19 protein-coding genes are annotated in these 23,101 nt (G+C 62.9%); 15 read left to right on the forward strand and 4 right to left on the reverse strand.

Going from position 1 to position 23,101, the window contains the following annotated elements:
- The 5 genes from Q0897_RS11565 to Q0897_RS11585 all read left to right on the forward strand — a co-directional run.
- Positions 1 to 1,276, forward strand: a 1,276-nt coding sequence (locus tag Q0897_RS11565; protein WP_299309612.1) for an efflux RND transporter periplasmic adaptor subunit, incomplete at its 5' end; no start/stop codon positions are given.
- Between the two features lie 43 nt (positions 1,277 to 1,319).
- Positions 1,320 to 4,583 carry a CusA/CzcA family heavy metal efflux RND transporter gene (locus tag Q0897_RS11570; RefSeq protein WP_299309737.1) on the forward strand — a complete coding sequence of 1,088 codons (3,264 nt, stop codon included), beginning with the start codon at positions 1,320 to 1,322 and terminating at the stop codon, positions 4,581 to 4,583.
- Positions 4,584 to 4,622: 39 nt separating this feature from the next.
- On the forward strand, positions 4,623 to 5,009 hold the full coding sequence (locus Q0897_RS11575) for an STAS/SEC14 domain-containing protein (protein ID WP_299309613.1): 387 nt from the start codon (positions 4,623 to 4,625) through the stop codon (positions 5,007 to 5,009).
- On the forward strand, positions 5,006 to 5,635 hold the full coding sequence (locus Q0897_RS11580) for a cation diffusion facilitator family transporter (RefSeq protein WP_299309614.1): 630 nt from the start codon (positions 5,006 to 5,008) through the stop codon (positions 5,633 to 5,635). Before Q0897_RS11575 ends, Q0897_RS11580 begins: the two co-directional genes overlap by 4 nt.
- Positions 5,632 to 6,657, forward strand: a complete 1,026-nt coding sequence (locus Q0897_RS11585) for a hypothetical protein (protein WP_299309615.1) — start codon at positions 5,632 to 5,634, stop codon at positions 6,655 to 6,657. The genes Q0897_RS11580 and Q0897_RS11585 overlap by 4 nt, the downstream gene beginning before the upstream one ends.
- 143 nt (positions 6,658 to 6,800) lie before the next feature.
- On the opposite strand, the gene Q0897_RS11590 is transcribed toward Q0897_RS11585, so the two are convergent.
- The gene (locus Q0897_RS11590) at positions 6,801 to 7,421 is read right to left on the reverse strand and encodes a cation transporter (RefSeq protein ID WP_299309616.1); all 621 of its coding nucleotides are present in this window, start codon (positions 7,419 to 7,421) and stop codon (positions 6,801 to 6,803) included.
- Between the two features lie 67 nt (positions 7,422 to 7,488).
- On the opposite strand from Q0897_RS11590, the gene Q0897_RS11595 reads away from it, so the two are divergent.
- Positions 7,489 to 7,890 (forward strand): helix-turn-helix domain-containing protein, encoded by a 402-nt coding sequence (locus Q0897_RS11595; RefSeq protein ID WP_299309617.1) that lies wholly within the window; start codon positions 7,489 to 7,491, stop codon positions 7,888 to 7,890.
- A 168-nt stretch (positions 7,891 to 8,058) separates the two neighbouring features.
- Here Q0897_RS11595 and Q0897_RS11600 read toward each other — a convergent pair whose 3' ends face one another.
- Complete coding sequence (locus Q0897_RS11600; RefSeq protein ID WP_299309738.1) at positions 8,059 to 8,460, reverse strand: helix-turn-helix domain-containing protein; 402 nt, start codon at positions 8,458 to 8,460, stop codon at positions 8,059 to 8,061.
- Between the two features lie 75 nt (positions 8,461 to 8,535).
- On the opposite strand from Q0897_RS11600, the gene Q0897_RS11605 reads away from it, so the two are divergent.
- The 3 genes from Q0897_RS11605 (at position 8,536) to Q0897_RS11615 (ending at position 12,091) form a co-directional block, all read left to right on the forward strand.
- Complete coding sequence (locus Q0897_RS11605; protein ID WP_299309618.1) at positions 8,536 to 9,243, forward strand: class I SAM-dependent methyltransferase; 708 nt, start codon at positions 8,536 to 8,538, stop codon at positions 9,241 to 9,243.
- Complete coding sequence (locus tag Q0897_RS11610) at positions 9,240 to 9,878, forward strand: cation transporter (RefSeq protein WP_299309619.1); 639 nt, start codon at positions 9,240 to 9,242, stop codon at positions 9,876 to 9,878. Before Q0897_RS11605 ends, Q0897_RS11610 begins: the two co-directional genes overlap by 4 nt.
- Before the next feature lie 398 nt (positions 9,879 to 10,276).
- On the forward strand, positions 10,277 to 12,091 hold the full coding sequence (locus tag Q0897_RS11615) for an FTR1 family protein (RefSeq protein WP_299309620.1): 1,815 nt from the start codon (positions 10,277 to 10,279) through the stop codon (positions 12,089 to 12,091).
- Positions 12,092 to 12,278: 187 nt separating this feature from the next.
- Here the strand turns inward: Q0897_RS11615 and Q0897_RS11620 are convergent, their stop codons facing one another.
- Positions 12,279 to 12,776 carry a hypothetical protein gene (locus Q0897_RS11620; RefSeq protein ID WP_299309621.1) on the reverse strand — a complete coding sequence of 166 codons (498 nt, stop codon included), beginning with the start codon at positions 12,774 to 12,776 and terminating at the stop codon, positions 12,279 to 12,281.
- A 48-nt stretch (positions 12,777 to 12,824) separates the two neighbouring features.
- Complete coding sequence (locus Q0897_RS11625) at positions 12,825 to 15,566, reverse strand: NAD-dependent epimerase/dehydratase family protein (protein ID WP_299309622.1); 2,742 nt, start codon at positions 15,564 to 15,566, stop codon at positions 12,825 to 12,827.
- An 83-nt stretch (positions 15,567 to 15,649) separates the two neighbouring features.
- On the opposite strand from Q0897_RS11625, the gene Q0897_RS11630 reads away from it, so the two are divergent.
- From Q0897_RS11630 to Q0897_RS11655, 6 genes are all read left to right on the forward strand, one after another.
- Positions 15,650 to 16,129 carry a CBS domain-containing protein gene (locus tag Q0897_RS11630; protein ID WP_299309623.1) on the forward strand — a complete coding sequence of 160 codons (480 nt, stop codon included), beginning with the start codon at positions 15,650 to 15,652 and terminating at the stop codon, positions 16,127 to 16,129.
- A gap of 112 nt (positions 16,130 to 16,241) precedes the next feature.
- Positions 16,242 to 16,613: a hypothetical protein gene (locus tag Q0897_RS11635; RefSeq protein ID WP_299309624.1), complete on the forward strand. Its 372-nt coding sequence runs from the start codon at positions 16,242 to 16,244 to the stop codon at positions 16,611 to 16,613.
- A 164-nt stretch (positions 16,614 to 16,777) separates the two neighbouring features.
- Positions 16,778 to 17,977 carry a TolC family protein gene (locus tag Q0897_RS11640; RefSeq protein WP_299309739.1) on the forward strand — a complete coding sequence of 400 codons (1,200 nt, stop codon included), beginning with the start codon at positions 16,778 to 16,780 and terminating at the stop codon, positions 17,975 to 17,977.
- On the forward strand, positions 17,974 to 19,488 hold the full coding sequence (locus Q0897_RS11645; RefSeq protein WP_299309625.1) for an efflux RND transporter periplasmic adaptor subunit: 1,515 nt from the start codon (positions 17,974 to 17,976) through the stop codon (positions 19,486 to 19,488). Before Q0897_RS11640 ends, Q0897_RS11645 begins: the two co-directional genes overlap by 4 nt.
- Entirely contained in the window at positions 19,485 to 22,652 is a 3,168-nt protein-coding gene (locus Q0897_RS11650) for an efflux RND transporter permease subunit (RefSeq protein WP_299309626.1), read from the forward strand. The genes Q0897_RS11645 and Q0897_RS11650 overlap by 4 nt, the downstream gene beginning before the upstream one ends.
- Complete coding sequence (locus Q0897_RS11655) at positions 22,631 to 23,008, forward strand: copper-binding protein (protein ID WP_299309627.1); 378 nt, start codon at positions 22,631 to 22,633, stop codon at positions 23,006 to 23,008. Before Q0897_RS11650 ends, Q0897_RS11655 begins: the two co-directional genes overlap by 22 nt.
- Positions 23,009 to 23,101: the final 93 nt, after the last annotated feature.

Consider the following 23,101-nt stretch of genomic DNA (forward strand, 5'->3'; position numbering starts at 1 on the left):
CCTTCGTCACTACGACGAAGCCCAAACCCTCCTTAATTACAACCTCAAATCTGTGCCATGGGTGCTGACGGGGAACAATCAGACTGGCCGCACAATGAGGAATATCTCCATGAACCGCAGAAAAATGGCGATCATCGCCGGGATTGCCATTCTCGCTGCAGCGCTGCTGATGTTGCTCTGGCCTGACAGCGAAGCTGAAACCTACGCCGAGGGCGAAGCGCACGCAGGAGAAGAAGGCGGCGAAGCGGAGCAGCCTGAAGGACTGGTCCTGCTCACCGAAGAGCAGATCCGCACCGCGGAAATCGAGCTTGCCACTGTCCAGACAGGCGCCGCGGTCGAACTCGTCTTTCCAGCCACCGTCGCGGCGAGCCCCACCGCGAGCGCGCGGATCGATGCACGGGCATCGGGCGTCGTGCGCAGCATCGGCAAGACGCTCGGCGATTATGTCCGTCAGGGGGAAACAGTGGCACGCATCGAAAGCGCCGATGCTGCAGCGCTCGCCTCGCAACTGAGTACTGCCCGCGCGCGCGTTACCGAGCTTTCGGCCGCCTATGAGCGCGAGCGCCGCCTGTTCGAGGCCAATGTAACCGCACGGCAGGACCTGGAGGCCGCCCGCGCCAATCTCGATGTTGCCCGGTCCGAACTGAACCGCGCCCAGGCCGCGGTCGCCGCCGCTGGTGTCAGCGGCGATGGCCGTTCGCTCGCCGTAACAAGCCCGCTTTCAGGCCGCGTGACAGCAGCTCCGATCGTGCTCGGCTCTTTCGTCGATGCTGGTGAAGAACTCTACCGCGTGGTCAATCCAAACGGCCTGCAGATCGAGGTGGCGTTGCCTTCGGAAGATGCGGCGCGCATCCAACCGGGCGACGAGGCGGCGCTGATCGTCGGCGATGGCCGCGAGATCGGTGCGCGCGTGCGCTCGGTCACCCCTTCGCTCGATACGGAAAGCCGCAGTGCTACCGCCGTGCTCAGTCTGACGCGAGCAATACCGGGTCTTCAACCTGGCGCTTTCCTCCAGGCACGCATTCGCCCGTCCGGCGAAGTCGATCAGAGCCGCATCGCGGTTCCAGAGGACGCCGTGCAAGTGCTCGAAGGGCGCGATGTCGTTTTCGTGCGCACACAGCGCGGCTTCCAGGCGCGTGAAGTGGCCACAGGCAGCCGGTCCGCCGGAATGGTGACCATCCTTTCCGGTCTCCAGCCCGGTTGGCGGATCGCCAGCGACAATGCCTTCCTGCTGAAGGCCGAACTCGAGAAGGAGAACGTCGAAGATGACGACTGATCACAGTTCGACGCCATCAGGAGAGGGCGGCCACCGCCACGGTTTGATCGGGATAGTTCTTGATGTCGCCGTGCGCTTTCGCTGGGCGATTATCGCTCTCACCGGGCTCGCGGCCATTAATGGCGCGTTCAATCTGCTGCGACTACCGATCGACGCGGTTCCAGACATCACCAACACACAGGTGCAGATCAATACCACTGCGCCTGCTCTTTCGCCTTCGCAGGTGGAGACACAGGTGACCTTTCCCATCGAGACTGGGCTCGCCGGGATAGAGGGCCTGGAGATGACCCGCTCGATCTCGCGCAACGGCTTCAGCCAGGTCACCGCGATCTTCGAGGAAGGGACCGACCTCTATTTCGCCCGGCAACAGGTGAACGAACGCCTCGCGCCTATCGGTGCTACGCTGCCCGAAGGCGCCGAGCCTGCGATGGGGCCGATCTCGACGGGACTCGGCGAAGTCTTGATGTATACAATTGAATACGAGCATCCCGGAGGGCGCGGTGCCACCCCCGGCGGCCGTACCGGCTGGCAGTCAGATGGCAGCTTTATCACCGAACGCGGCGACCGGCTCGAAAGCGAGATCGCCAAGGCGGCCTATCTGCGGACCGTGCAGGACTGGGTCGTGGCACCGCTGATGCGTTCGATCGATGGGGTGGCGGGGGTCGATTCCATCGGCGGCTTCGAGAAGCAGTTCCTCGTTCAACCCGATCCGGCTCGCCTTACCGGTTATGGCCTGTCTTTCGATTCACTGATCGATGCACTTGAGGCTGCCAATCTTGCAGCGGGCGCGAACTTCGTGGATCGTGCGGACGAGGCTCTTCTCGTTCGGTTAGACGCGAGGCTCGGCAGCATTGCCGACATCGAAGAAGCAGTGGTCGCCACGCGCGAGGGTGTGCCTATCCGAATCGGCGATGTGGCCGATGTCGAAATTGGGGGCGACCTTCGAACCGGCGCGGCCTCACTGAACGGCGAAGAGGCTGTCGTTGGCACCGTGCTGATGCGTGCGGGCGAGAACAGCCGGACCGTCGCAGCCGGCGCTGCCGAGCGGCTCGAGGACGTTCGCGCGTCGCTTCCGGAGGGTGTGGTTGCCGAGATCGTCTACAACCGGTCTTCGCTCGTCGACGCGACGATCGCGACGGTCGAAAAGAACCTGCTCGAAGGCGCATTGCTGGTCATCGCTGTGCTGTTCCTTTTGCTTGGCAACATCCGCGCAGCCATCATCACAGCCCTGGTCATCCCGATATCGATGCTCATGGCGGCCATCGGCATGAACCGGCTGGGGGTCTCCGGTAATTTGATGAGCCTCGGGGCGCTGGATTTCGGTCTGATCGTCGATGGTGCCGTCATTATCGTCGAGAACAGTGTCGCACGTCTGGCGGCGCGACAGCATCACGAGGGGCGTCTGCTAACCTTGGGTGAACGGCTGGTTGAAACACGCCTTGCGGCGCAGGAAATGATCAAACCGACCGTCTACGGGCAGGCAATCATTTTTCTCGTCTTTGCACCACTGCTCACCTTTACCGGCGTCGAGGGCAAGACGTTCTCGCCGATGGCGATCACGATGATGCTCGCGCTTGCCTCGGCTTTCGTGCTGTCGCTGACCTTCGTGCCGGCGATGATCGCGGTGCTGCTCAACAAGAAGCTTACCGAGACGGAGGTAAAGCCGATCCGGCTCGCCAAGGAGCGCTACCGCCCGGCGCTGCGCAAAGCCATTGCACGACCCTGGCCGGTGATCGGCACCAGCGTCGGTATATTCGCCTTGGCGGCGTTCATATTCAGTTTTCTCGGCAGCGAGTTCACCCCGCAACTCGACGAGCGGGATCTGTTGATTCAGTCCATACGCATTCCCTCAACCCCGACAGAGCGCTCGGTGGACATGCAACGTCAGGTCGAGAAGCGGATCGTGCAGTTCCCCGAAGTGGCGTTGGTTTTCTCCAAAACCGGCACAGCTGAAGTCGCGAGTGATCCTATGCCGCCAAACATATCCGATGGCTTCGTGATTCTCAAACCACGCGAAGACTGGCCCGAGCCGTCCAAAAACAAGGAACAACTTGTTGCCGAGCTTGAGGACGCTCTTAACGGCTTGGTCGGCAATCTTTATGAGTTCACTCAGCCGATCGAGATGCGTTTCAACGAGTTGATTGCAGGAAGCCGTAGCGACCTCGCAGTTAAAATCTATGGTGATGACCTTACACAATTGACTGCTGCGGCTGACGATGTCGCTGACATACTGCGGGAGACCGAGGGCGCGGCCGATGTACGAGTGCAACAGGTCACGGGCTTTCCAACGCTTGACATCGCCTTCGACCGCCCGACCATTGCCCGATATGGCCTGACGGTAGAAGATGTCGCCCAGTCCGTTGCCATCGCACTCGGCGGGCGGCCTGCTGGTCTGGTCTTCGAAGGCGATCGCAGGTTCGAGGTTATCGTTCGTCTGAAAGCCGCCGCGCGTGACGATTTCGACCAGCTCGGGGCCCTTCCGATCGTCCTCGAAAACGGCGTCACAGTTCCACTGCGGGCGCTGGCCGATTTCCGCGTGGTCGACGGTCTGGCTGAAGTGCGCCGTGAACAGGGACGCCGGCTGGTGATCGTCTCGGCCAACGTGCGCGAGCGCGATCTCGGTTCGTTTGTCGAGGAAGCTCAGGAAAGCGTCGCTGCCCAGGTCGATATACCACCTGCCGCGTTCATCGAATGGGGTGGCCAGTACCAAAACTTGCAGGCGGCCCAGGCGCGGCTCGCTATCGTCGTGCCCGTGTGCTTCGCTCTCGTTCTGCTTCTGCTGTTCATGGCTCTCGGCGGCTGGGTTCCTGCCCTGGCGGTGTTCAGTGCCATTCCCATGGCCTTGGCGGGCGGCATCTTTGCACTTGCTTTGCGGGGACTGCCGTTCTCGGTATCGGCTGCAGTAGGCTTCATCGCGCTTTCGGGCGTGGCGGTGCTCAACGGCTTGGTGATGATGACTGCGATCCGGCAGCGTCTCGAGAGGGGCATGGAACTTGATGAGGCGATCGAGGACGGTGCCCTGGCACGCATGCGCCCCGTGCTGATGACCGCGCTGGTCGCGTCGCTTGGCTTCGTGCCGATGGCGATCGCGACCGGAACCGGTGCCGAAGTGCAGCGTCCGCTGGCCACCGTCGTCATTGGCGGGCTGATCACTGCGACGATCCTCACCTTGTTCGTCCTGCCGGCGATTGCGCGGCTCGTGCTGCACCGTTCCGACGACGATCTCAGCTGGCGCGAGAAGTGGTGGGATCGCTTGCGCCGCAATGTCACGGGGGAGGAACGCGACGAATTGCGAGAGGTTACATGAAGAAGAGGGGCCTCAAAGAATCGGACCGAAGAGGTTATTGTGCTGGAGACCGAAGAAGAGACTGGGCTGATCCGCGTTAAAGCCGGCGGAACCCTTGAAAGCTCGGACTACGACCGCTTCGTACCCCTGTTCGAGCGCATTGCTGCGCAAGAGCAGGGAGCGGTCCCAATGGTCATCGAGCTCGGGCCGGATTTCTTGGGATGGGACCTTGGCGGAATCTGGCGCGACCTCCGCTTCGACGTGAAGCACAAGGACCAGTTCGGCCGTATCGCCATCATCGGCACAAGAGACTGGCACGGATGGGCCACCAAACTATCCGACGTTCTCTTCCCGCCGGCCGAAATGCGCTGTTTCGATCCGGATGCCGGAGGGCGCGCCGAACGCTGGGCGCGGACCGGTGCCAAAGGTGAGGGGAAAATCGAATGAGCGAAACCGACCTCGATCTCGGCTCCGCCGACAAGCGCCGTACCCTGTGGATCGTCCTTTGGCTCAACGTCGCCATCGCAGTCGGCTTCTTCATCACCGGCGCGATAGGGGATTCCAACGCGCTGATTGCGAACGGCCTCGATAATACGTCCGACGCGGTGGTCTATGGGCTGACCTTATTTGCCCTCACCCGCTCGCGAGTTTGGAAGCGCGGGGCGGCGCGCGTTTCCGGTTTCATGCTCCTGATCTTTGCGGTCGGCGTCGTGCTCGATGCCATACGCCGTTTCCTCGAAGGATCGGAGCCTGCCGGCGTAATGATGATGGCGATGGCTGCCATCGCAGCGATTGTGAACCTTCTTTCGCTCTACCTGCTTAAGAAACTGCAGAACCGCGACGTGAACCTGCGCGCGGCCACTACCTTCAGTTTCAACGATTTCGTGGCCAACGGCGGCATCATCATTGCCGGCGTCGTCGTGCTTTTCACCGGTGCCAACTGGCCCGATCTTGTTGTCGGCATCGCAGTTGCCTGTATTGCGCTTTATGGCGGCATCGAGATCCTCCGCGATGCGCACATGGACATTCACGAGGAGAGGGGCACCAAACACCGCGGTTTCTGGAAAAAATGACAGCGGTCTGGGCAGGGGTTCTTCTAGCCGCCGTGTGGGCAGCGCACTGGGGCGCGGAACGGCTGTCTGGGCCCCTCAAAAAGCTTCGCAAGCAGTGGGGCTTCTCGGTTGCCGCGGGTGGCTCCTTTCTGGGCATCGCCGCAGCTTCGCCGGAAATCGGCATCAATCTCACGAGTGCGGCGCGCGGCGTCTCCGAGATCGGACTGGGCGCTATGCTCGGCTCGAACGTCCTCGCCATCCCGCTGATGGTGGCGACTGCCTACCTTGCCACCCGCAAGTCCGGCTTGAAGGAAACAGGGAGCAAGGATCACGAAGAGCACCGGCGAAAGCACTATGTTGCAGTCGATGAGGATGCCGTCACCGTCCAGGCGCTTCCTTATCTCGGCATCCTTGCCGCCTTCGCTCTGCTGACGCTGCCCGCCGCGTGGCGGGGCCTGCAACCGATCGATGGCTGGCTGCTGCTGATCGCCTATCTGGCCTACCTCGTCCAAGCTCTGGTGCGCGGCCGCGAGCAAGGCGAGAACGTCGATTGGAGCCGCAAGGAACGGTGGATGGCGATCGCAGGCGTCAGCGCTCTTGCAGTCGGTGCCTATTTCACCGTTTTCTCCAGCGAGAAGATCATCAGCGCACTGGGCATCCCCAATGTGGTGGGGGGCCTCTTCATCACTGCCACTGTCGCAGCCTTGCCGGAGGTCTTCGCAACTTGGAGCGTCGCCCGCTCCGGCCAGGTCACCTCGGCCAGCACCAGCGTGATTGGCGATCATGCGGTGACGATGACGCTCGCCTTTATACCGCTCACGATCATCGGCACGCCGATCGAGGATTTCCGCCTCTTCTGGGTCAGTCTGGCGTTCGTCGCGCTGATGCCGGTACTCTATGCGATGTTCATCCACTTTTCGGGCGAGCGGGCGAGGGGATTCCATCGCTGGACGATCTTCGGCTTCGCCGCGGCCTACGCAGCGTTCGTCGCGGTAGTCGTGTTCTGGGTGCAGCCGTTTCAAGGATCGGGAGGCGGAGCGTGAGCAGCTGAGACGTGCTCTCCACGCGAACTTAACGATCAGCTGTTTCCGCCCGCTCAGCGTCGAGGAGCACCGAGCGCTAATTGAGCCTGCTGTAGCGGCGTCTATGGAGCAGCCAAAACGAGCTCATGCGCGCTCGGCCACTGTCAGCCCTGCGCCAGCTCCCGGCGCGCCTGTGTGAAGACTTCGCTGCTGCCCCAGATGGCGAGGCCGGCCATGATGCCGGCGACAAGCAAGTCGGGCCACGCCTGCCCGGTGCCGAACACGCCCAGCGCGGCGGCAAGCACGGCGATGTTGCCGAGCGCATCGTTGCGCGAGCAGATCCAGACAGAACGCATGTTTGCGTCGCCTTCGCGATATCGGAACAGCAGCAGCGCGACCGCCGCATTGACGAGCAGCGCCAGCGTGCCGATCAGTCCCATCGTCTGCGGCTCCGGGCTCGAGCCGACAGCCAGGCCATAGATCGCAAAGCCGATCACCCACAGGCCGAAGGCGAGCATCGTGGCGGCTTTGAGCAATGCCGCTTTCGCTCGCCAGGCCAGAGCCATGCCCGCAACACCGAGACTGATCGCATAGTTGGCTGCATCGCCGAAGAAGTCGAGCGCATCGGCCTGGAGCGCGCGGGAATCGGCTGCGATACCCGCGACGATCTCCACCACAAACATTCCGGCGTTCGCTATCAGAGCGATCCACAGGATCAGCCGCCAGCGCGGATTGTTGTGCGCGCTCGGGTCGGTATCTGTCGTCTGGCAGCAGGACTTGCCCATGCCGCTCTCCTTGCAACGTTCGAGTCGCAGGGACATATGCACCTTGTAGCAGCTACAAGGTCAAGCCATGCGTATCGGCGAACTGGCGCAAGCAACCGGCACCAAGGCGGAGACGATCCGCTATTACGAGCGCGCAGGGATCCTGCCTGCCGCGGACCGCACCGACAGCAACTATCGCGACTACTCCGACGAGCATTTGGCGACGCTGACGTTCGTTCGGCGGGCCCGCGCGCTCGGCTTCAGCATGGCGCAGGTGCGTGAATTGCTGGCGTTGTCCGATCACGACGACAAGCCCTGCGAGAATGTCGACCAGCTTGTCCGGCAACAGCTGAGTGAGGTCGACAGCAAGATCGCCGATCTGACCGCGCTGCGTGAGGAATTAGGCCAGTTGCTACAATCCTGTGAGGCGGACCGTATCGGCGATTGCCGAATTGTAGAGAGCTTGAGTGCTTCGCGCGCCAGACCATAGCCAGCGCCGAAGGTCGCTTCTCGAAACCTGCAAAGGCCTGGATGCATGGTAAGAGAGATCAACTGGCGGTCGATATGTCAATTTCGGACAGGAAAGCGCCGGCAATCTAGGTGGCTGAAGAATAGTGCCTGACCGCGAAATCGCCAAGCGAAGCGGATCGTTCGATGCTCAATGTGATGGGGCCTCCGCGATGGCACCGATGACCTGGCAATCGGCCATGCGGCCGCCGTCGCAGTTGGCGGCCACTCTCTCCAGCTCACGCCGCATCAGCATCAGACGAGACATCCTCGCTTCTACAGCGAGAAGATGACGGCGTGCGATCGCAGCCGCCGCTCCGCAATCGAGGTCCGGGTGCTCCGAGAGAGCAATCAGTGACTTCAGCTCCTCCGTTGAAAAACCAAGGTCACGCCCGTTCCGTATGAACTTCAGGCGCTTTACATCCGCTTCGCTATAGGTGCGGCGGCCGGAATCGGTACGCGCCGCCTTCGGCATCAAGGCGATATCCTCGTAAAAGCGGATGGTGTTGACCTTGACGCCAGTGCGCCTCGCCAGCTCGCCGATCATCAGCATCGCCATAAGTCTTGATCCTCCAGTGACTGGAGGATGTATCCTGTGCCTTCTTGAGTCAATCGTCAGGAAGGCCGGATGGACCCCACGAACTTCACGCCGGCACTGGGCCGGCCAAAACTGACCGGCGCATACGATCTCGCCATCAGGCTGCTCACGCGCGAAAAGACATGGCGCTCAGCCCTGCTCGACCAGCTCGCTCCCTCCGGGGACGATGTGATCCTGGACGTCGGCTGCGGCACCGGGACGTTCGCTTTGCTCGTCAAGGAGGCGGTGCCGAACGCACGAGTTGTCGGACTAGATCCGGATCCCGCGGTGCTGGAGATCGCCGCCGGCAAGGCATCTGCAGCGGGCATCGAGATCGAGTGGCGGCAGGCGTTCGCGCATGAAGCGGATCGATATGGCGACCCCTTCACAAAGGTCGTCTCGAGCCTTGTCTTCCATCAAGTGCCAATGGAGGAAAAGAGGCGCGGGATCGCAGCCATGGTCGGTGCGGTAAGATCCGGCGGCGAAGTCCATATCGCCGACTATGCGCGACAGCGCTCCAGACTCATGCGCGCATTGTTCGGCTTGGTGCAGCGCTTGGACGGGTTTGAGAACACAGAACCGAACGCTCGCGGAGCAATGGAAGCGATCCTCGCTGATCTCGAGCCTGACAGCGGCCGCCCGCGCCGGGTCGTCCGCACGCCGACGGGGGAGATCAGCCTGTTTCGCCTCAAAGTAGGACCTGCGTTGCAAAAGAGGCTTGCTCCTCCAGTGACTGGAGGTTCTAGAGAGGCGTCATGACAGAATCGAAAGGAGAAACCGGCTGCGGCTGCCACGGGGATACAAATAGAGCTGCCGTCGATCCCGCCTATCGCCGCGCGCTCTGGATTGTCGTCATCCTCAATGCCGGGTTCGGGATCATTGAACTGTTTGGCGGCTTCCTTGCGAATAGCCAGGCACTGAAGGCGGATTCGCTCGATTTCCTGGGCGACGGGTCGATCACCTTTATCGGGCTGCTCGCGCTGGCCTGGGCCGCGTCCACTCGCGCGAAGGTTGCGCTCACCCAAGGCGTATTCCTCGCGTTGCTCGGTGTATGGGTGCTCGGGATGGCCGCATGGCGCGCGATGAACGCCGTCGCGCCCGAAGCGGAGCTGATGGGCGGCATCGGGATCGCGGCTCTGGCTGTTAACGTCACGGCTGCTCTCGTCCTGGCCCGCTTCCGGGATAGCGGCGATGCCCAAGCGCGAGCAATTTGGCTGTTCTCGCGCAACGATGCGATCAACAATGTCGCGGTCGTCATAGCCGCCGGCCTGGTCTACTGGCTGCAGAGCGCTTGGCCGGATCTAATCGTCGCAGCCATCATCGCCGTCATCTTCCTTCACTCGGCCTGGGAGATCATCCGTGGCGCCAGGCGGGAGCTTGCGGAGGAACGATGAGGGCTCAATAGACCCTTCGCGCCGGAGCCTGAACCTGCAACTCGTCTGCGCTGCGACACGTGCGAGGATCGTGTCTTTTCGTACCAACAACCATGCGAGATTGACAGTTACAAGCCGCCGATAGCGACCGCGCCGGGACTTTGGCGAACAGCTCGTACGCGGAGTTGCGCCGGCTGGACCGCAGCTGCGTGAACTTGGCTTTGGCCGCCCATTTTGCAATTGATTATCAGTCGCATCTTTTATAAGAGCTTTCCATGCCCGATCGCAGTTTGCCTTCCTGGGGCCGCAATGGCCGAGTGCTTGTCCTCATCGTTGTTCTCCTCCTAAGCGTTGTGGCTTCTGGCGCAGCGCGCGCTGGCGCACCGGGAGTCGCGACTACTTGGCGAATGCTTGACTATGTGGCTGTCGACTACGGCGCAGCGGTTACCGACGGTAAGGTGTCCAACCAGTTCGAATACGACGAGATGATCGAGTTCTCTGCGTCGGTCGCCGAGCGGATCGGCAGCCTTCCGGCCAGTCGGAACAAGAGCATTCTCCAAGAACGCGCCAGAGAATTGAGGGAAGCCATTGCGGCCAAGCGGCCGGCCGGCGAAGTCGCACAACTGGCGCGTAGTCTTGCCGCCGCCCTGCTCGCGGAACACCCGGTCCCGCTCGCCCCCAGCGAGGCGCCTGACCTGACGCGTGCAACAACTTTGTTCGCCCAGAACTGCGCCGCGTGCCACGGATCGGCTGGCGAGTCTCCGCCGTCGCAGCTGATGAACATCGATCCCCCTCCGATCGACTTCACCGATCAGGAGCGCGCGCGGGAGCGCAGCGCGTTCGGGCTCTACCAGGTCATCACCCAGGGTCTTGAAGGCACGACCATGCCGAGCTTTGCTTCCCTCCCGGATCAGGACCGATGGGCGCTGGCCCTCTACGCTGGCGGCATAGCCTTCCCGCACGAAGCAGAAGGCCAGCGCATCTGGGAGGAGAACGCCGAGATCCGCCGTCTCGTACCCGATCTCGAAGCGCTGGTCGCCTTGACGCCAGCGGCGTTGGCGCAGCAGATCGGGGAGGACCGGGCATTTGCCGTCATGGCTTACTTGCGAGCCAATCCGCAGGTTATGGAGACGGCCGAAGGCTCGGGGTCACTGGATTTCGTGCGCCAGAAACTCCAGGAAAGCCTTGCCGCGTACGGGCGTGGGGACCGCGCGCAAGCCAACGAACTCGCCCTTTCCGCCTATCTCGACGGGTTCGAACCGCTTGAGGCGGTTCTGTCTACCCGGGACGGAGATCTGATGCTGCAGGTTGAGCAAGCGCTTAGCGGCTTTCGCGCGAGCATCAACTCGGGTGTTCCGCCGGCGGACCTACGCAGCGAGCTCATGGAGATAGATCCACTGCTGGACCGGGCGGAGACCGCCTTGTCGCCCGAAGCGGCGACAGACATTTCGACGTTCCTCGGCGCCTTCACGATCCTGCTGCGCGAGGGGCTCGAGGCGCTGCTGGTGGTGATAGCGATGATCGCGTTTGTCCGGAAGTCGGAGCGAACCGAGGTCATGCCCTACGTCCACGGCGGGTGGATTTCTGCCCTGCTCGCCGGTGTGGCGACTTGGGCTGCTGCGACCTATTTCGTGACCATAAGCGGCGCCAGCCGTGAGCTTACCGAAGGGTTCGGCGCGCTACTGGCGGCCGTGGTGCTCGTTTCGGTCGGCATCTGGATGCACGGGAAAAGCCAGGCCGACGAGTGGCGGCGGTACATTCAGGAAAAGATGGGTAAGGCTCTTTCGCGCCGGTCTGCCTGGTTCCTGTTCGGGCTCGCCTTCGTGGTGGTCTACCGCGAGGTATTCGAGACGATCCTGTTCTACGCGGCCTTGTGGAATCCTCAGAACAGCGGGACCATTCTTGCCGGTGCGCTGTCAGCACTCGTCGTCCTCGCGGTCCTCGCCTGGATCATGCTCCGCTACAGCCGGAAACTCCCAATTACACAGTTCTTCAGGTACAGTGCGTGGCTGGTCGCAGTCCTCGCCGTAGTACTCGCCGGCAAGGGAATTGGCGCGCTTCAAGAAGCGGGGATGCTGGGCGTAACCCTCCTCGAAGGTCTCCCACGGGTCGATTTGATTGGGTTCTATCCAGCCGTCGAGCCGATTGCTGCGCAGGTGATCACCGCAGGAATCCTGTTTTTCGGGTTTCGGAGCAGCGGAGGCCAGCGAAGAGCTGCCGCGATGCAAGCCTAGTCAAGAAGATGAATGGCGGCGCTCGGTACATCGGTGCGAGCTTGCCCGGTGCTAATCTGCGCGCGCAGGCTTGTCGCCCGAACGATTACTTTGGATCGGCGCCGTGTCGCGATGTGTTTCCTCTGATGCGGCGTGCAGCAGCCATGGGTGGCGCGTTGCAAAAAACGACAAAAGCGACGCCGAGTCCCTAGTTCACTCCCATCCTGCGCGTCATCCACAGTGCCACCGTAGGAACGATGATCCACATGGCCACCGGGACCGCACCTATATCTAAGATGGGCACGAGCGGCATGGCCGGACTGTAGGTCCACCCCCAGTCGCTTCGCACGGCCAGCATCTCAATGGCCGCCGTGACGCTGAGGCCAATGATCAGATAGGCTACGAAGCGGGAAACCGGCCACGCGAGCAGCCAGGGAGTCTTTCCGCTGCCGATCGAAGCCCCGAGATACGCTGCCACCATGATTCCGGCATCGCCCAGCGCTGCAAGAGCGCAGCGACGCGCAGCCGCAGCAGGATTAAGATCGCCGGTCTCATAGAAGGGAAGTTGCAGCATTTCCCACGCAAACGCGATGAGCACTCCGAATATGGCGAGCCAAAGAGCGGGATGCGCGCCGCGCCAGGTCATTCGTTGTGGATCTCGGGTGCTGCGGTCCAGAGCCAGTGTCTCCTGTTCAAGTTCTGCCAAGTGCCCGAGAGTTCGATCCCCGGTTCCTACGCTGCTTATACAAGCATCTTAGACGACGAAGCGGTCCCAGCTCCCGTAATGCTCGTCGCTCCGGCGCCCTCTCGGCAGGCTCAGTCCTATCAGCAATGCTCCGAGTACCGTACCGACGATGTTGCCCGTGAAGCTTGTGCCTCCGCCCATCAGCCAGGGAGCCGCCATCAGCCAGAGACCAAACGCTACGTTCAGAAAACGCAGCGGTCTTGCAACTTCCGCCATCGCTATCACCGCAACCGTGATGACGAGCGCCCCCACCACATGGTCGCTGTCGGCCAGTGGTGGTTCTGTGCCGAGAACGAGCCTTGAAAACATGAGGAAAGCGCCGATCAGCACACTGATGGCCAATGTCCAGGGGACCGTGACCCCGCGCGCCGCCGAACCGCCGATCGCCGCGAGCGGGGCATCGAAGCCGGGATGCTTGTCCTTGCTACCGCCCGGCAACGCGTCGCCGCGGAAAAAAGAACGCCAGAACGGTCGCCCGCGCGGCGTGTTCAGAACGAGGAACTGACCCATCGCGACGAGTTCATCGAGCGAGTAGGGGATCATGATCAGCATCGCAGCGGCCGCCATGAGGCAGATCGTGCAGTAGGTCCCGATCATGATCGGCTGGATGATGATGAAATAGATGCTGATCACGCCCAGCGGCACCACGACGATACCGAACAGCGTCACCATCCACGGCATGGTCCGCCAGCGAGCGCGGCCGCCCATCACCCCCATCAGGATCTCGAACATGTAACTCATCGCGCCGATACCACCGTCGGCCACCGGCCAGGCTTTGGATACATCCGAAGTGATGATGTATTCGGTGCCGTTGAGCGCAATGGGCGAGGCGAAAAAGGGCTCCCACACGCCGTCGATATGGCCAAGCTGATACGCCGTGAGAATGCGTGAAAGGAAGAACCCGACGGCGCCAAGAGCAATGATCGGCATGCGCTGGACATAGGTCGAAGGCGAATAGGTCCAGCCCGGCGGCACGTCGCTGTCGTCCATCATGCCCTCCGGCGCCATGCCCGGCATCATCGGCACCAGGATGGTGAAAGCGATCACCAGCGCGCCGATGAAGGTGTCGTTGGCATAGACGGCCGCATCGGGCGTCCAGAACAGCAGCGGGGCGCCGAGCAGCCAGATGCCGATGCAGGTGTTCGCCCATTGCGCCCAGCCTCCGCGCGGCGAGAGCGAGATGGCCGCAAAGACCATGATCAAGATGCCGCTCACGACATCGTTCCAGGCTGTCAGCCAGCTCCGCAGCGCCGGATCCCAGAGATTGCGGTCCTCGGTTACACGCATGACCGCGGAGTCGAATTCGCTCTGGTCGAAGGTTCCGAAGACGAAGGGTGTGGTCGCGAGCCAGAGGCCGAGCGCCATGGTCAGCCAATGAACCCACAGCATGCTGAAGTGCATCTTGCGCATGTGGCTGGAATGGTCCGCCAGAGCGTTTTCGCTTAGCGGGGTTGGCTTTGCATTGTCGGCTTCCTCGAAATTGCTACCGGCCACGCGTGCGGAGTTGAGCTTGTTTTCGCCATACCAGGCTGCAGGGTCGGCTTTCAGACTTTCAACGATCCGCGGAAGCGTGGTCCTCAGCTTGTGTTGCGGGGTCCAGTCCAGCTTTTCCCGCGCGTTGCTGAGATCGAGTTCGTAGTGATCGTCCGAAATGTCGACCATCCAAGGACGGATGAAGGCCTCCTCGCCGAGCACTTCGTTTTCGACCCAGGCCCCCGTCTTGGCCAAACCCTTCGGGACCGAGCGGGTCGTCCAGTCCTCGTCGTGAATCAGGCGACCCAGCGCCTTTTGCAGATCGCCGTACGACATCACGTCGTCTTCGCCGAGAAGGACCGGCCATTCCTCCGGCAAGTCGCCTCGGCGGTCGACGATCCGCTCTAATGCATCGAGCAGGTCGTCGAGATGCAGATAGGGCTGCCCGGTGCCGAGATCGCCGGGATAGACACGCGCGCTGGGCCGCTTCTCGTAGATGCGTGCGACCTGCTGTGCGAGGAACGCAGAATGGCCTTCGTCGTCGTAGACGCCCGCAGGCCGTACGAAGACCGCATTGATGTCGCCGCGCTGCTTGCGGATCAGTTGCTCCGTACGGACCTTCGATTCCCGGTAGGGGAGATGCGTATCAAGTGGCGAGGCCTCATCAATCAGCTTGCCGCGTTCGACCGGCGCGTGGACCAGCATCGTGCTGACGAACACGAACTGGTCGATATCGAAATCCTGCAGCGCATCGAGCAGCCGGCCAGTCCCCTTGACCGTCACTTCGTCATATTTGGAATTGGGTTCGCCTGTGAGATCGAAATACGCGGCCAGATGGATGAAGGACGCAATTCTGGCGCCATAGGCAATGCGCACGCGTTCGAAGGCCGCATCGATGCTCGTCTGGTCGGTGACATCGACACAGACGCACTCGGCTTCCTTCGGCGGGTGCGGCGACGCATCGCGATCGAAGCCGATCACGCGATAGCGAGCTGCGAGTCTTTTTACGATCGAGGAGCCGATGTAGCCGCTCGAACCGGTGACGATTACGACAGGACTGTCGGAACTTTCATTCAAGATGTGATCCTTCCTCCGACTTTCTGCGACGCGCGGTCTTCCCTTCATACCATAGCGCTGGCGGCTTGAGCACACACGGAGACTGCGGCCGTTCCTTCTGCTACGGATTGACGGCCTGTTTCCCCTCATATCTGGCATGACTTTTTGGGACCGGCTTCGGCATGTGCTTCGTCTCGAGGACACCTTGGCGCTTCGGTCCAAGGTGAGGGTCCGAATCCGCTGGGCGACTGGATAAATCGCCGCAGACGGCCAACGGGTTGTCCTTCAAACCGGAACCGAGCGCGATGGCGCTTCATTCTCTTGTCGTATCCAAACTCGAATTTCTGAAAAGCAGGAGACACGACATGCAAGCGCAAGACGTAATGACCGCTAATCCCGCATGCTGCCGGCGTTCGAGCAGCGTAAAAGAGGCAGCGAGTCTCATGGTTGATAACGATTGCGGCGAAATCCCTGTCGTCGACGACGATGGCGCGCTCGTCGGCGTTGTCACCGATCGCGACATCGCCTGCCGCTGCGTCGCACAGGGCAAGGGTTCCGACACTCCGGTCGAGGAAGTCATCTCGGCTTCCCCCGTGACGGTGGGGCCGGAGGCAAGCGTGGACGAATGCTGCAGCAAGATGGAGGCGAACCAGATCCGCCGCCTTCCCGTCGTCGATCGCGAAGGAAAGTGCTGCGGCATCGTTTCGCAGGCGGACATCGCCCGCCACGCAGATAAGAAAGAAACCGGCGACCTCGTGCGGGAGGTTTCGGAACCAACGCTTTAAGCCGCGAGCGGCGGCTGCTGCTGACAGAGACTTAAGGCTGCAAGCGTTCGAGCGCATGGCGCAGGCGGTCGGCCGACTTGCACTTGGCTGGTAGCCGGACTATTTGCCTCGAGTGAGATTTCTTCGCGCCTTGGCATTTATATGTTTCAGCTTCGGCCTGTTCGTTCAGGTTGCGGCTCAGGCGGCTGTTCCGCGGAGCGAGCCGGCGGAGATGGCGGAATGCGCCGAAATGGCCCAAGCGTCAGCTGAGCACGGCATGGGCAGCCAGGATGAATCCGATCGCGAAGGGCCTTGCCCGGACATGGCGCTCGACTGTCTTGTCGCCATGAATTGCCTGCCGCCGCTGGCGCTTTCAGGTGGTGGTTCGATGCAAGCCGCGCCATTCCCGGCCGCCGCATCTTATCTCACCCGCGACGCTGTTCGGCTCGTAAGCGAACCGGTGCGGCCGGAGTCGCCGCCTCCACAAACCCGCCTCACCGTCTAGTTTTCGAATGGCGGCGCGCTGCGTCGCTAAGCGAGCTGGCTGGATGACTGCGTCTGGGCGCCGCGGCACGACCGCGATGGCATGTGCATCGTCTCACCGGCCCGCTCTGAACGAGCGAGGTTTATTCAATGTCTTGGCGGATTTGCTGGGTGCCTTTGGCAGCCATGATCGCCGCGCAGGCTGCACAGGCGCAGCCCGTCGGCTACGAGGAAGCGCTTGAAGCCGCGCGGGCGGAGCAGCCCGTTCTGGAGGCGGGCGCGTTGCGCGTGGAAGCAAGGCGGGTGGCGGCGGATGCTGCCGACGAACTGCCCGACCCGCGCCTCCGCGCTGGCGTCATGAATCTGCCGGTCACCGGGCCAGCCGCCTTCGAGATCGACCGGCAGCTTCCGAGCCAGATCGCGATCGGCATCGAGCAGGAAATCCCCAACCTCGCCCGCCGCCGCGCACGGTCGGGTCTCGCCGGTTCGGAGATCCGGCTCGCCGAAGCGCGTCTCGGCATGGCGGAACGCAATATTCTCGCTGATGCCGGAGGTGCCTGGATCAGCCTCTATTATGCACAGCGACGGATGGATCTTGCGCGCACCGCGCTGTCCGACCTTCGGGAGTTCGTTCCGGTCGCCAACAGCGCGGTCGCATCGGGATCGGCAAGGCCCGCCGAGAGCCTGATGATCCGGCGCGAACTGCTCGAGATCGAGGACGCCATAACTGCCATCGAGGCAAGCCGGGAAACGGCGCAGGCTCGCCTTTCGCGCTATATTGCCGCTGACCAACCCGTGGCGCAGGGCATCGCTCCCAGCGTCGATGTGGATTCGGAACGGCTACGGCTCGACCTGGAAACCAACCCCGAGCTGATCCTTGCGGACGCCGAGAGTGAGCGGTCCGAAGCGGGCGTCCGGTTGGCTCGCTCCGAAAAGCGGCCCGACTTCGGCGTGAGTGTAACCTACGGCCGCAGAAACCCCGATTTCGGCGATGTCGTGTCGGTCATGGGATCGGTCACGCTGCCGATCTTCACCGATCGGCGCCAGAACCCGCGTATCGCGGCAGCCGAGGCAGACGCAGCTGCCGCGCTGGCCGAGCGCGACGACCGCCTGCGCGGGGTCACTGCCCGGTTCGAGGCCGACCTTGCCGCCTGGCGCAGCGCGGTGCGGCAATGGGAGCGGGCGCGCGACGAGCTTCTCCCGCTCGCACGTGATCGAACCGCACTCGAGACGGCCAGCTTCGCCGCCGGCCGCGCCGATCTCGTCGACGTGATCGCGTCAAAATCTGCGCTAGCACTTCTCGAACTCGAGATTCTCGAACGCGAGCAGGCCGCGGTCGAGGCGGCTGCGACGCTGCGACTTACCTACGGGGAGGACAGGCCGTGAGAGCTATGTTCGAACGTCTGACGCCGCGCCAGCGCTCTTATGCGGCGGCGGCCGGTATTGCTTTGATCAGCCTAGGGGCCGGTTACGGTCTGTCGATGCTCGGCGAAGGTGGCGGTGCTAATGAAGATGCTGCTGCCGAGACCGGATGCGAGGAAGTCCTTTACTGGTACGATCCGATGGTGCCCGACCAGCGCTTCGACGAGCCGGGCAAATCTCCGTTCATGGACATGCAGCTGGTCCCGAAATGCGCCGGAGGCGAGGCGCAGGGCGGCGAAGGAGTCAGCATCGATTCCACGATGGTTCAGAATTTCGGGATCCGCACCGCCGAGGTCGAATTCGGCGTGCTGGAGCCGGAGACGACGGTTACCGGCACGCTCGCCTATAACGGGAGCGAAGTCGCAATCGTCCAGCCACGCGCGGGCGGCTATGTCCAGCGGACCTACGGCCACGCCCCGCAAGACCTGATCGCAAGGGGCGCGCCGATCGCCGATCTTCTGGTGCCCGAATGGGGCGGCGCGCAGAACGAATATCTGGCCGTCGCCGCGACCGGGGACCAAGCCTTGACCCGGGCCGCTCGCGAACGTCTGCGCCTCCTCGGCATGCCGGATTCGGTGATTGCTTCGGTCGCACGAAGCGGCAGGCCACAGTCGACGATTACAGTCACCGCGCCGCAATCCGGGGCGATCACTGCCCTTGGTGTGCGCCCGGGCATGACGGTCATGGCGGGCCAGACCCTCGCGGAAATCAGCGGCTACAGTCCGATCTGGCTCGAGGCAGCGGTGCCAGAGGCGCTGGCGGGGAGCGCCCGCGTTGGACAGCCGGTAAGTGCGACCCTCACCGCCTTTCCCGGCGAACGCTTCGCCGGCCGGATCATCGCCATCCTGCCCAGCGCGCAGGATGCCAGCCGGACGATCACCGTGCGCGCGGCGATGCCCAATCCCGGGCTGCGTCTGAAGCCGGGAATGTTCGCGCAGGTCACGCTTGCGCCCGAGCGGCAACAGGCCTTGCTGGTGCCGTCCGAAGCCGTGATCCGCACCGGCGAACGCACCCTGGTGATGATCACTCAGGAGCGTGGGGGCTACCGCCCTGCCGAGGTGCGGATCGGACGCGAAGCAGGCGGTCGGACCGAAGTGCTTGCGGGCCTCGCGGCGGGCGAAGAGGTGGTCGTTTCGGGCCAGTTCCTGCTCGACTCCGAGGCCAGCCTTGCCGGTATCGATGTGCGCGCCATTGACGAAGCGCCATCGACCGTCGGCGAAGGCGAAACGCAGAACGACGCGGATAGGCCGCGGACCTATCGCGCCACCGGCACGATCGAGCGGATCACTGCCCGCGGTGTCACCTTGCGGCACGGGCCGGTGCCCGCGCTCGAATGGCCGGCCATGACGATGGGGTTCGCCACCGAGGGTCCGGCGCAGCTGCGCGGGTTTCAACGCGGCGACCGGGTTGCCTTCACCTTTGTCCAGGCCAGAAGCGGACCTCAAATCGTCTCGATCCGGAAGACCGGCGAATGATCGCGCGGATCATCGACAGTTCCATTGCCAACCGCCTTTTCGTGGTTCTGGCTGCAATCGGTCTGGCGCTCGCCGGCTTCTGGGCGGTGCGGACCACCCCGGTCGATGCGCTGCCCGATCTCTCCGACGTGCAGGTGGTGATCCGCTCGAACTACGCCGGGCAGGCCCCGCGCATCGTCGAGGACCAGGTCACCTACCCGCTGGCGACGACGATGCTTTCGGTTCCGGGAGCGAAGACCGTGCGCGGCTATTCGTTTTTCGGCGACAGCTATGTCTATGTCATTTTCGAGGACGGGACCGATCTCTACTGGGCGCGTTCGCGCGTTCTGGAATATCTCAACCAGGTCCAGAACCGTCTGCCCGAAGGCGTCGAGAGTACACTCGGCCCGGATGCGACCGGGGTCGGGTGGATCTACGAATATGCGCTGGTCGATCGCAGTGGAGGGCACGATCTTGCAGGGCTGAGGAGTCTGCAGGACTGGTTCCTGCGCTACGAGCTGAAGACCATTCCCGGCATTGCCGAAGTCGCCAGCGTCGGCGGCATGGTCAAGCAGTACCAGATCGTACTCGATCCCTATCGCGTGGCCTCGCTCGGCGTGACCCACGCCGAGGTGGTGAGCGCGGTCCAGGCAGGCAACCAGGAGGCGGGCGGCTCCATCGTAGAGATGGGCGAAGCCGAATTCATGGTTCGCTCGTCGGGCTATCTCGGGAGCCTGGAGGATTTTCGCGTCATACCGCTGCGCACCGAAGCGGGCGGTGTTCCGATCACGCTGGGCGATGTCGCCAATGTCCAGATCGGGCCCGAACTCCGCCGCGGCATCGCCGAGCTTAACGGCCAGGGCGAAGTTGCAGGCGGGATCGTCATCCTGCGGCAGGGCGCAGACGCGCGCGGTGCGATCGAGGCGGTGGAAGCGAAGCTCGATCAGTTGCAAGCGAGCCTGCCCGAAGGGGTCGAGATCGTCACGACCTACGATCGCTCGCAGCTGATCGACGCCTCGGTCGAAAACCTCACCACCAAGCTGATCGAGGAGTTTATCGTCGTCGCGCTCGTCTGCCTGCTGTTCCTGTGGCATGCGCGCTCGGCGCTCGTGGCGGTCGTCACATTGCCGCTGGGCATCCTCGCCGCCTTTCTCGTGATGCGCTTCCAGGGCGTCAACGCCAACATCATGTCGCTGGGCGGCATCGCTATTGCGATCGGCGCGATGGTCGATGCGGCGGTGGTGATGATCGAGAATGCGCACAAGCATATCGAGCGCTGGACCGAGGAGAACCCGGATACCGTGCTTTCGGTTCAGGAGCGCTGGCGGATCGTCGCGGACGCATCGAAGGAGGTTGGGCCGGCGCTGTTCTTCAGCCTGCTGATCATCACGCTTTCGTTCCTGCCGGTCTTCACCCTGCAGGCGCAGGAGGGACGGCTGTTCGCCCCGCTCGCCTTCACCAAGACCTATGCCATGGCGGCGGCGGCGATCCTGTCGATCACGCTGGTGCCGGTTCTGATGGGCTGGCTGATCAGGGGCAAGATTCCCGCCGAAGACAGCAATCCGATCAACAGGGCGCTGACCCGCGCCTACCGGCCCGGGCTCGATTGGGTGATGCGCCGTCCGAAGGCAACGCTGGTCATCGCCGGGCTGATTTTCGCAACGACGCTCGTTCCTTTCTCGCGCCTTGGCGGCGAGTTCCTGCCCCCGCTCGATGAGGGCGATCTGCTCTACATGCCGAGCGCGCTTCCCGGTCTGTCTCCAGGCGAGGCCTCGGCACTGCTTCAGCGGACCGACCGCCTGATCAAGACGGTGCCAGAAGTCGACACCGTCTTCGGCAAGGCCGGCCGCGCCGACACGGCGACCGATCCGGCGCCGCTGACGATGTTCGAGACCACGATTCGCTTCAAGCCGCGCGAGGAATGGCGCGAGGGCATGACGACCGACAAGCTGGTCGAGGAGCTCGATCGCGTGGTGCGGGTGCCGGGTCTCGCCAACGTGTGGGTGCCCCCCATCCGCAACCGCATCGACATGCTCGCAACCGGCATCAAGAGCCCGATCGGGGTCAAGGTTTCGGGCGAGGATCTGGATGAGATCGAACGCGTCGCGCTCCAGGTCGAGCGGATCGCCAAGCAGGTGCCGGGGGTTAGCTCGGCGCTGGCTGAAAGGCTTTCGGGGGGCCGCTATGTCGATGTCGATATCAATCGCCTGGAAGCAGCGCGCTACGGGCTCAACATCGCCGACGTACAACAGATCGTCTCGGGCGCGATTGGCGGCGCGAATGTCGCGCGCACGGTCGAAGGGCTGGCACGCTATCCGGTCAATGTCCGCTATCCGCGCGAGATCCGCGACAGCGTCGATGAACTGCGCAATCTTCCGGTACTCACCCCTGCGGGACAGCAGATTACGCTTGGCACCGTCGCTGATGTTCGGGTGACCAGCGGCCCGCCCATGCTCAAGAGCGAGCAGGGACGCCCGACCAGCTTCGTCTACATCGATGTACGCGGGCGCGATCTGATCTCGGTGGTGAGCGACTTGCAGGAGGCGATCGCGGCCGAGGTCGATCTGCCCGCGGGCGTCAGCCTGTCTTACGCCGGGCAGTTCGAGTATCTGACCCGCGCCTATGAGCGCCTGAAGATTGTCGTGCCGGCGACGCTCGCGATCATCTTCCTGCTGCTTTATCTTATCTTCCGCCGCTTCGACGAGGCGCTGCTGATCATGGGTACGCTCCCATTTGCGCTGACCGGCGGGTTCTGGCTGCTCTACCTGATGGGGTACAACCAATCGGTCGCGACGGCCGTGGGGTTCATCGCGCTCGCAGGCGTGTCAGCAGAGTTCGGCGTGGTCATGCTGATCTACCTGAAAGCCGCGTTGGAGCGGCGCGAAGGCGACCTCGACGCCAATGAGGTATCGGCGGCGATCCGCGAAGGCGCCCTGCTGCGCGTCCGCCCCAAGGCGATGACCGTGGCGGTCATCCTCGCCGGCCTTTTTCCGATCCTGATCGGCACCGGCGCCGGGTCCGAAGTGATGAGCCGTATCGCGGCCCCAATGATCGGCGGCATGATCACCGCCCCGCTCTTGTCCATGTTCCTCTTACCTGCCGCATATCTGATGATGCGGCGTCCCCGGTCGGATCGGCCAAACCCCTCCCAAGGAGATGAAGAATGCGTTTTGCAACCCTCATGATAATGCTGGCCGCGCCGCTCGCGCTCGCTGCGTGCGATAATGGCAACGACAGCGCGGAAACCGCCGACATGCCTATGGCGGACGAAAAGATGGCCATGGGCGGCGAGGACATGCCCATGATGCAATCTGGCGAAAGCGCAGAAATAGGCCGCGGTGAAGGCACCGTCACAGCGGTGGATGCCGAAAAAATCACGATCGATCATGGCCCGATTCCCGAGGTGAACTGGCCAGCAATGACCATGGCCTTCGAGGCTGATGAAACAGCACGCGAGGCTGTGGCCGTGGGCGATGCCGTTACATTCGCTTTCCGCAAAACCGACAGCGGCGGAGAGATCACTTCGATCACCAAAAGATAGGCCTTTGAAAGCTCGAATGGCGGGCGATGCCCGTCGTTCGGGCTTTCTCGGGATATAAGCCGGCGTGACGACGTAGCTTCGACAAGGCGATGG

Origin of the sequence: uncultured Croceicoccus sp., assembly GCF_947496385.1 — a bacterium.
Lineage (GTDB): Bacteria > Pseudomonadota > Alphaproteobacteria > Sphingomonadales > Sphingomonadaceae > Croceicoccus.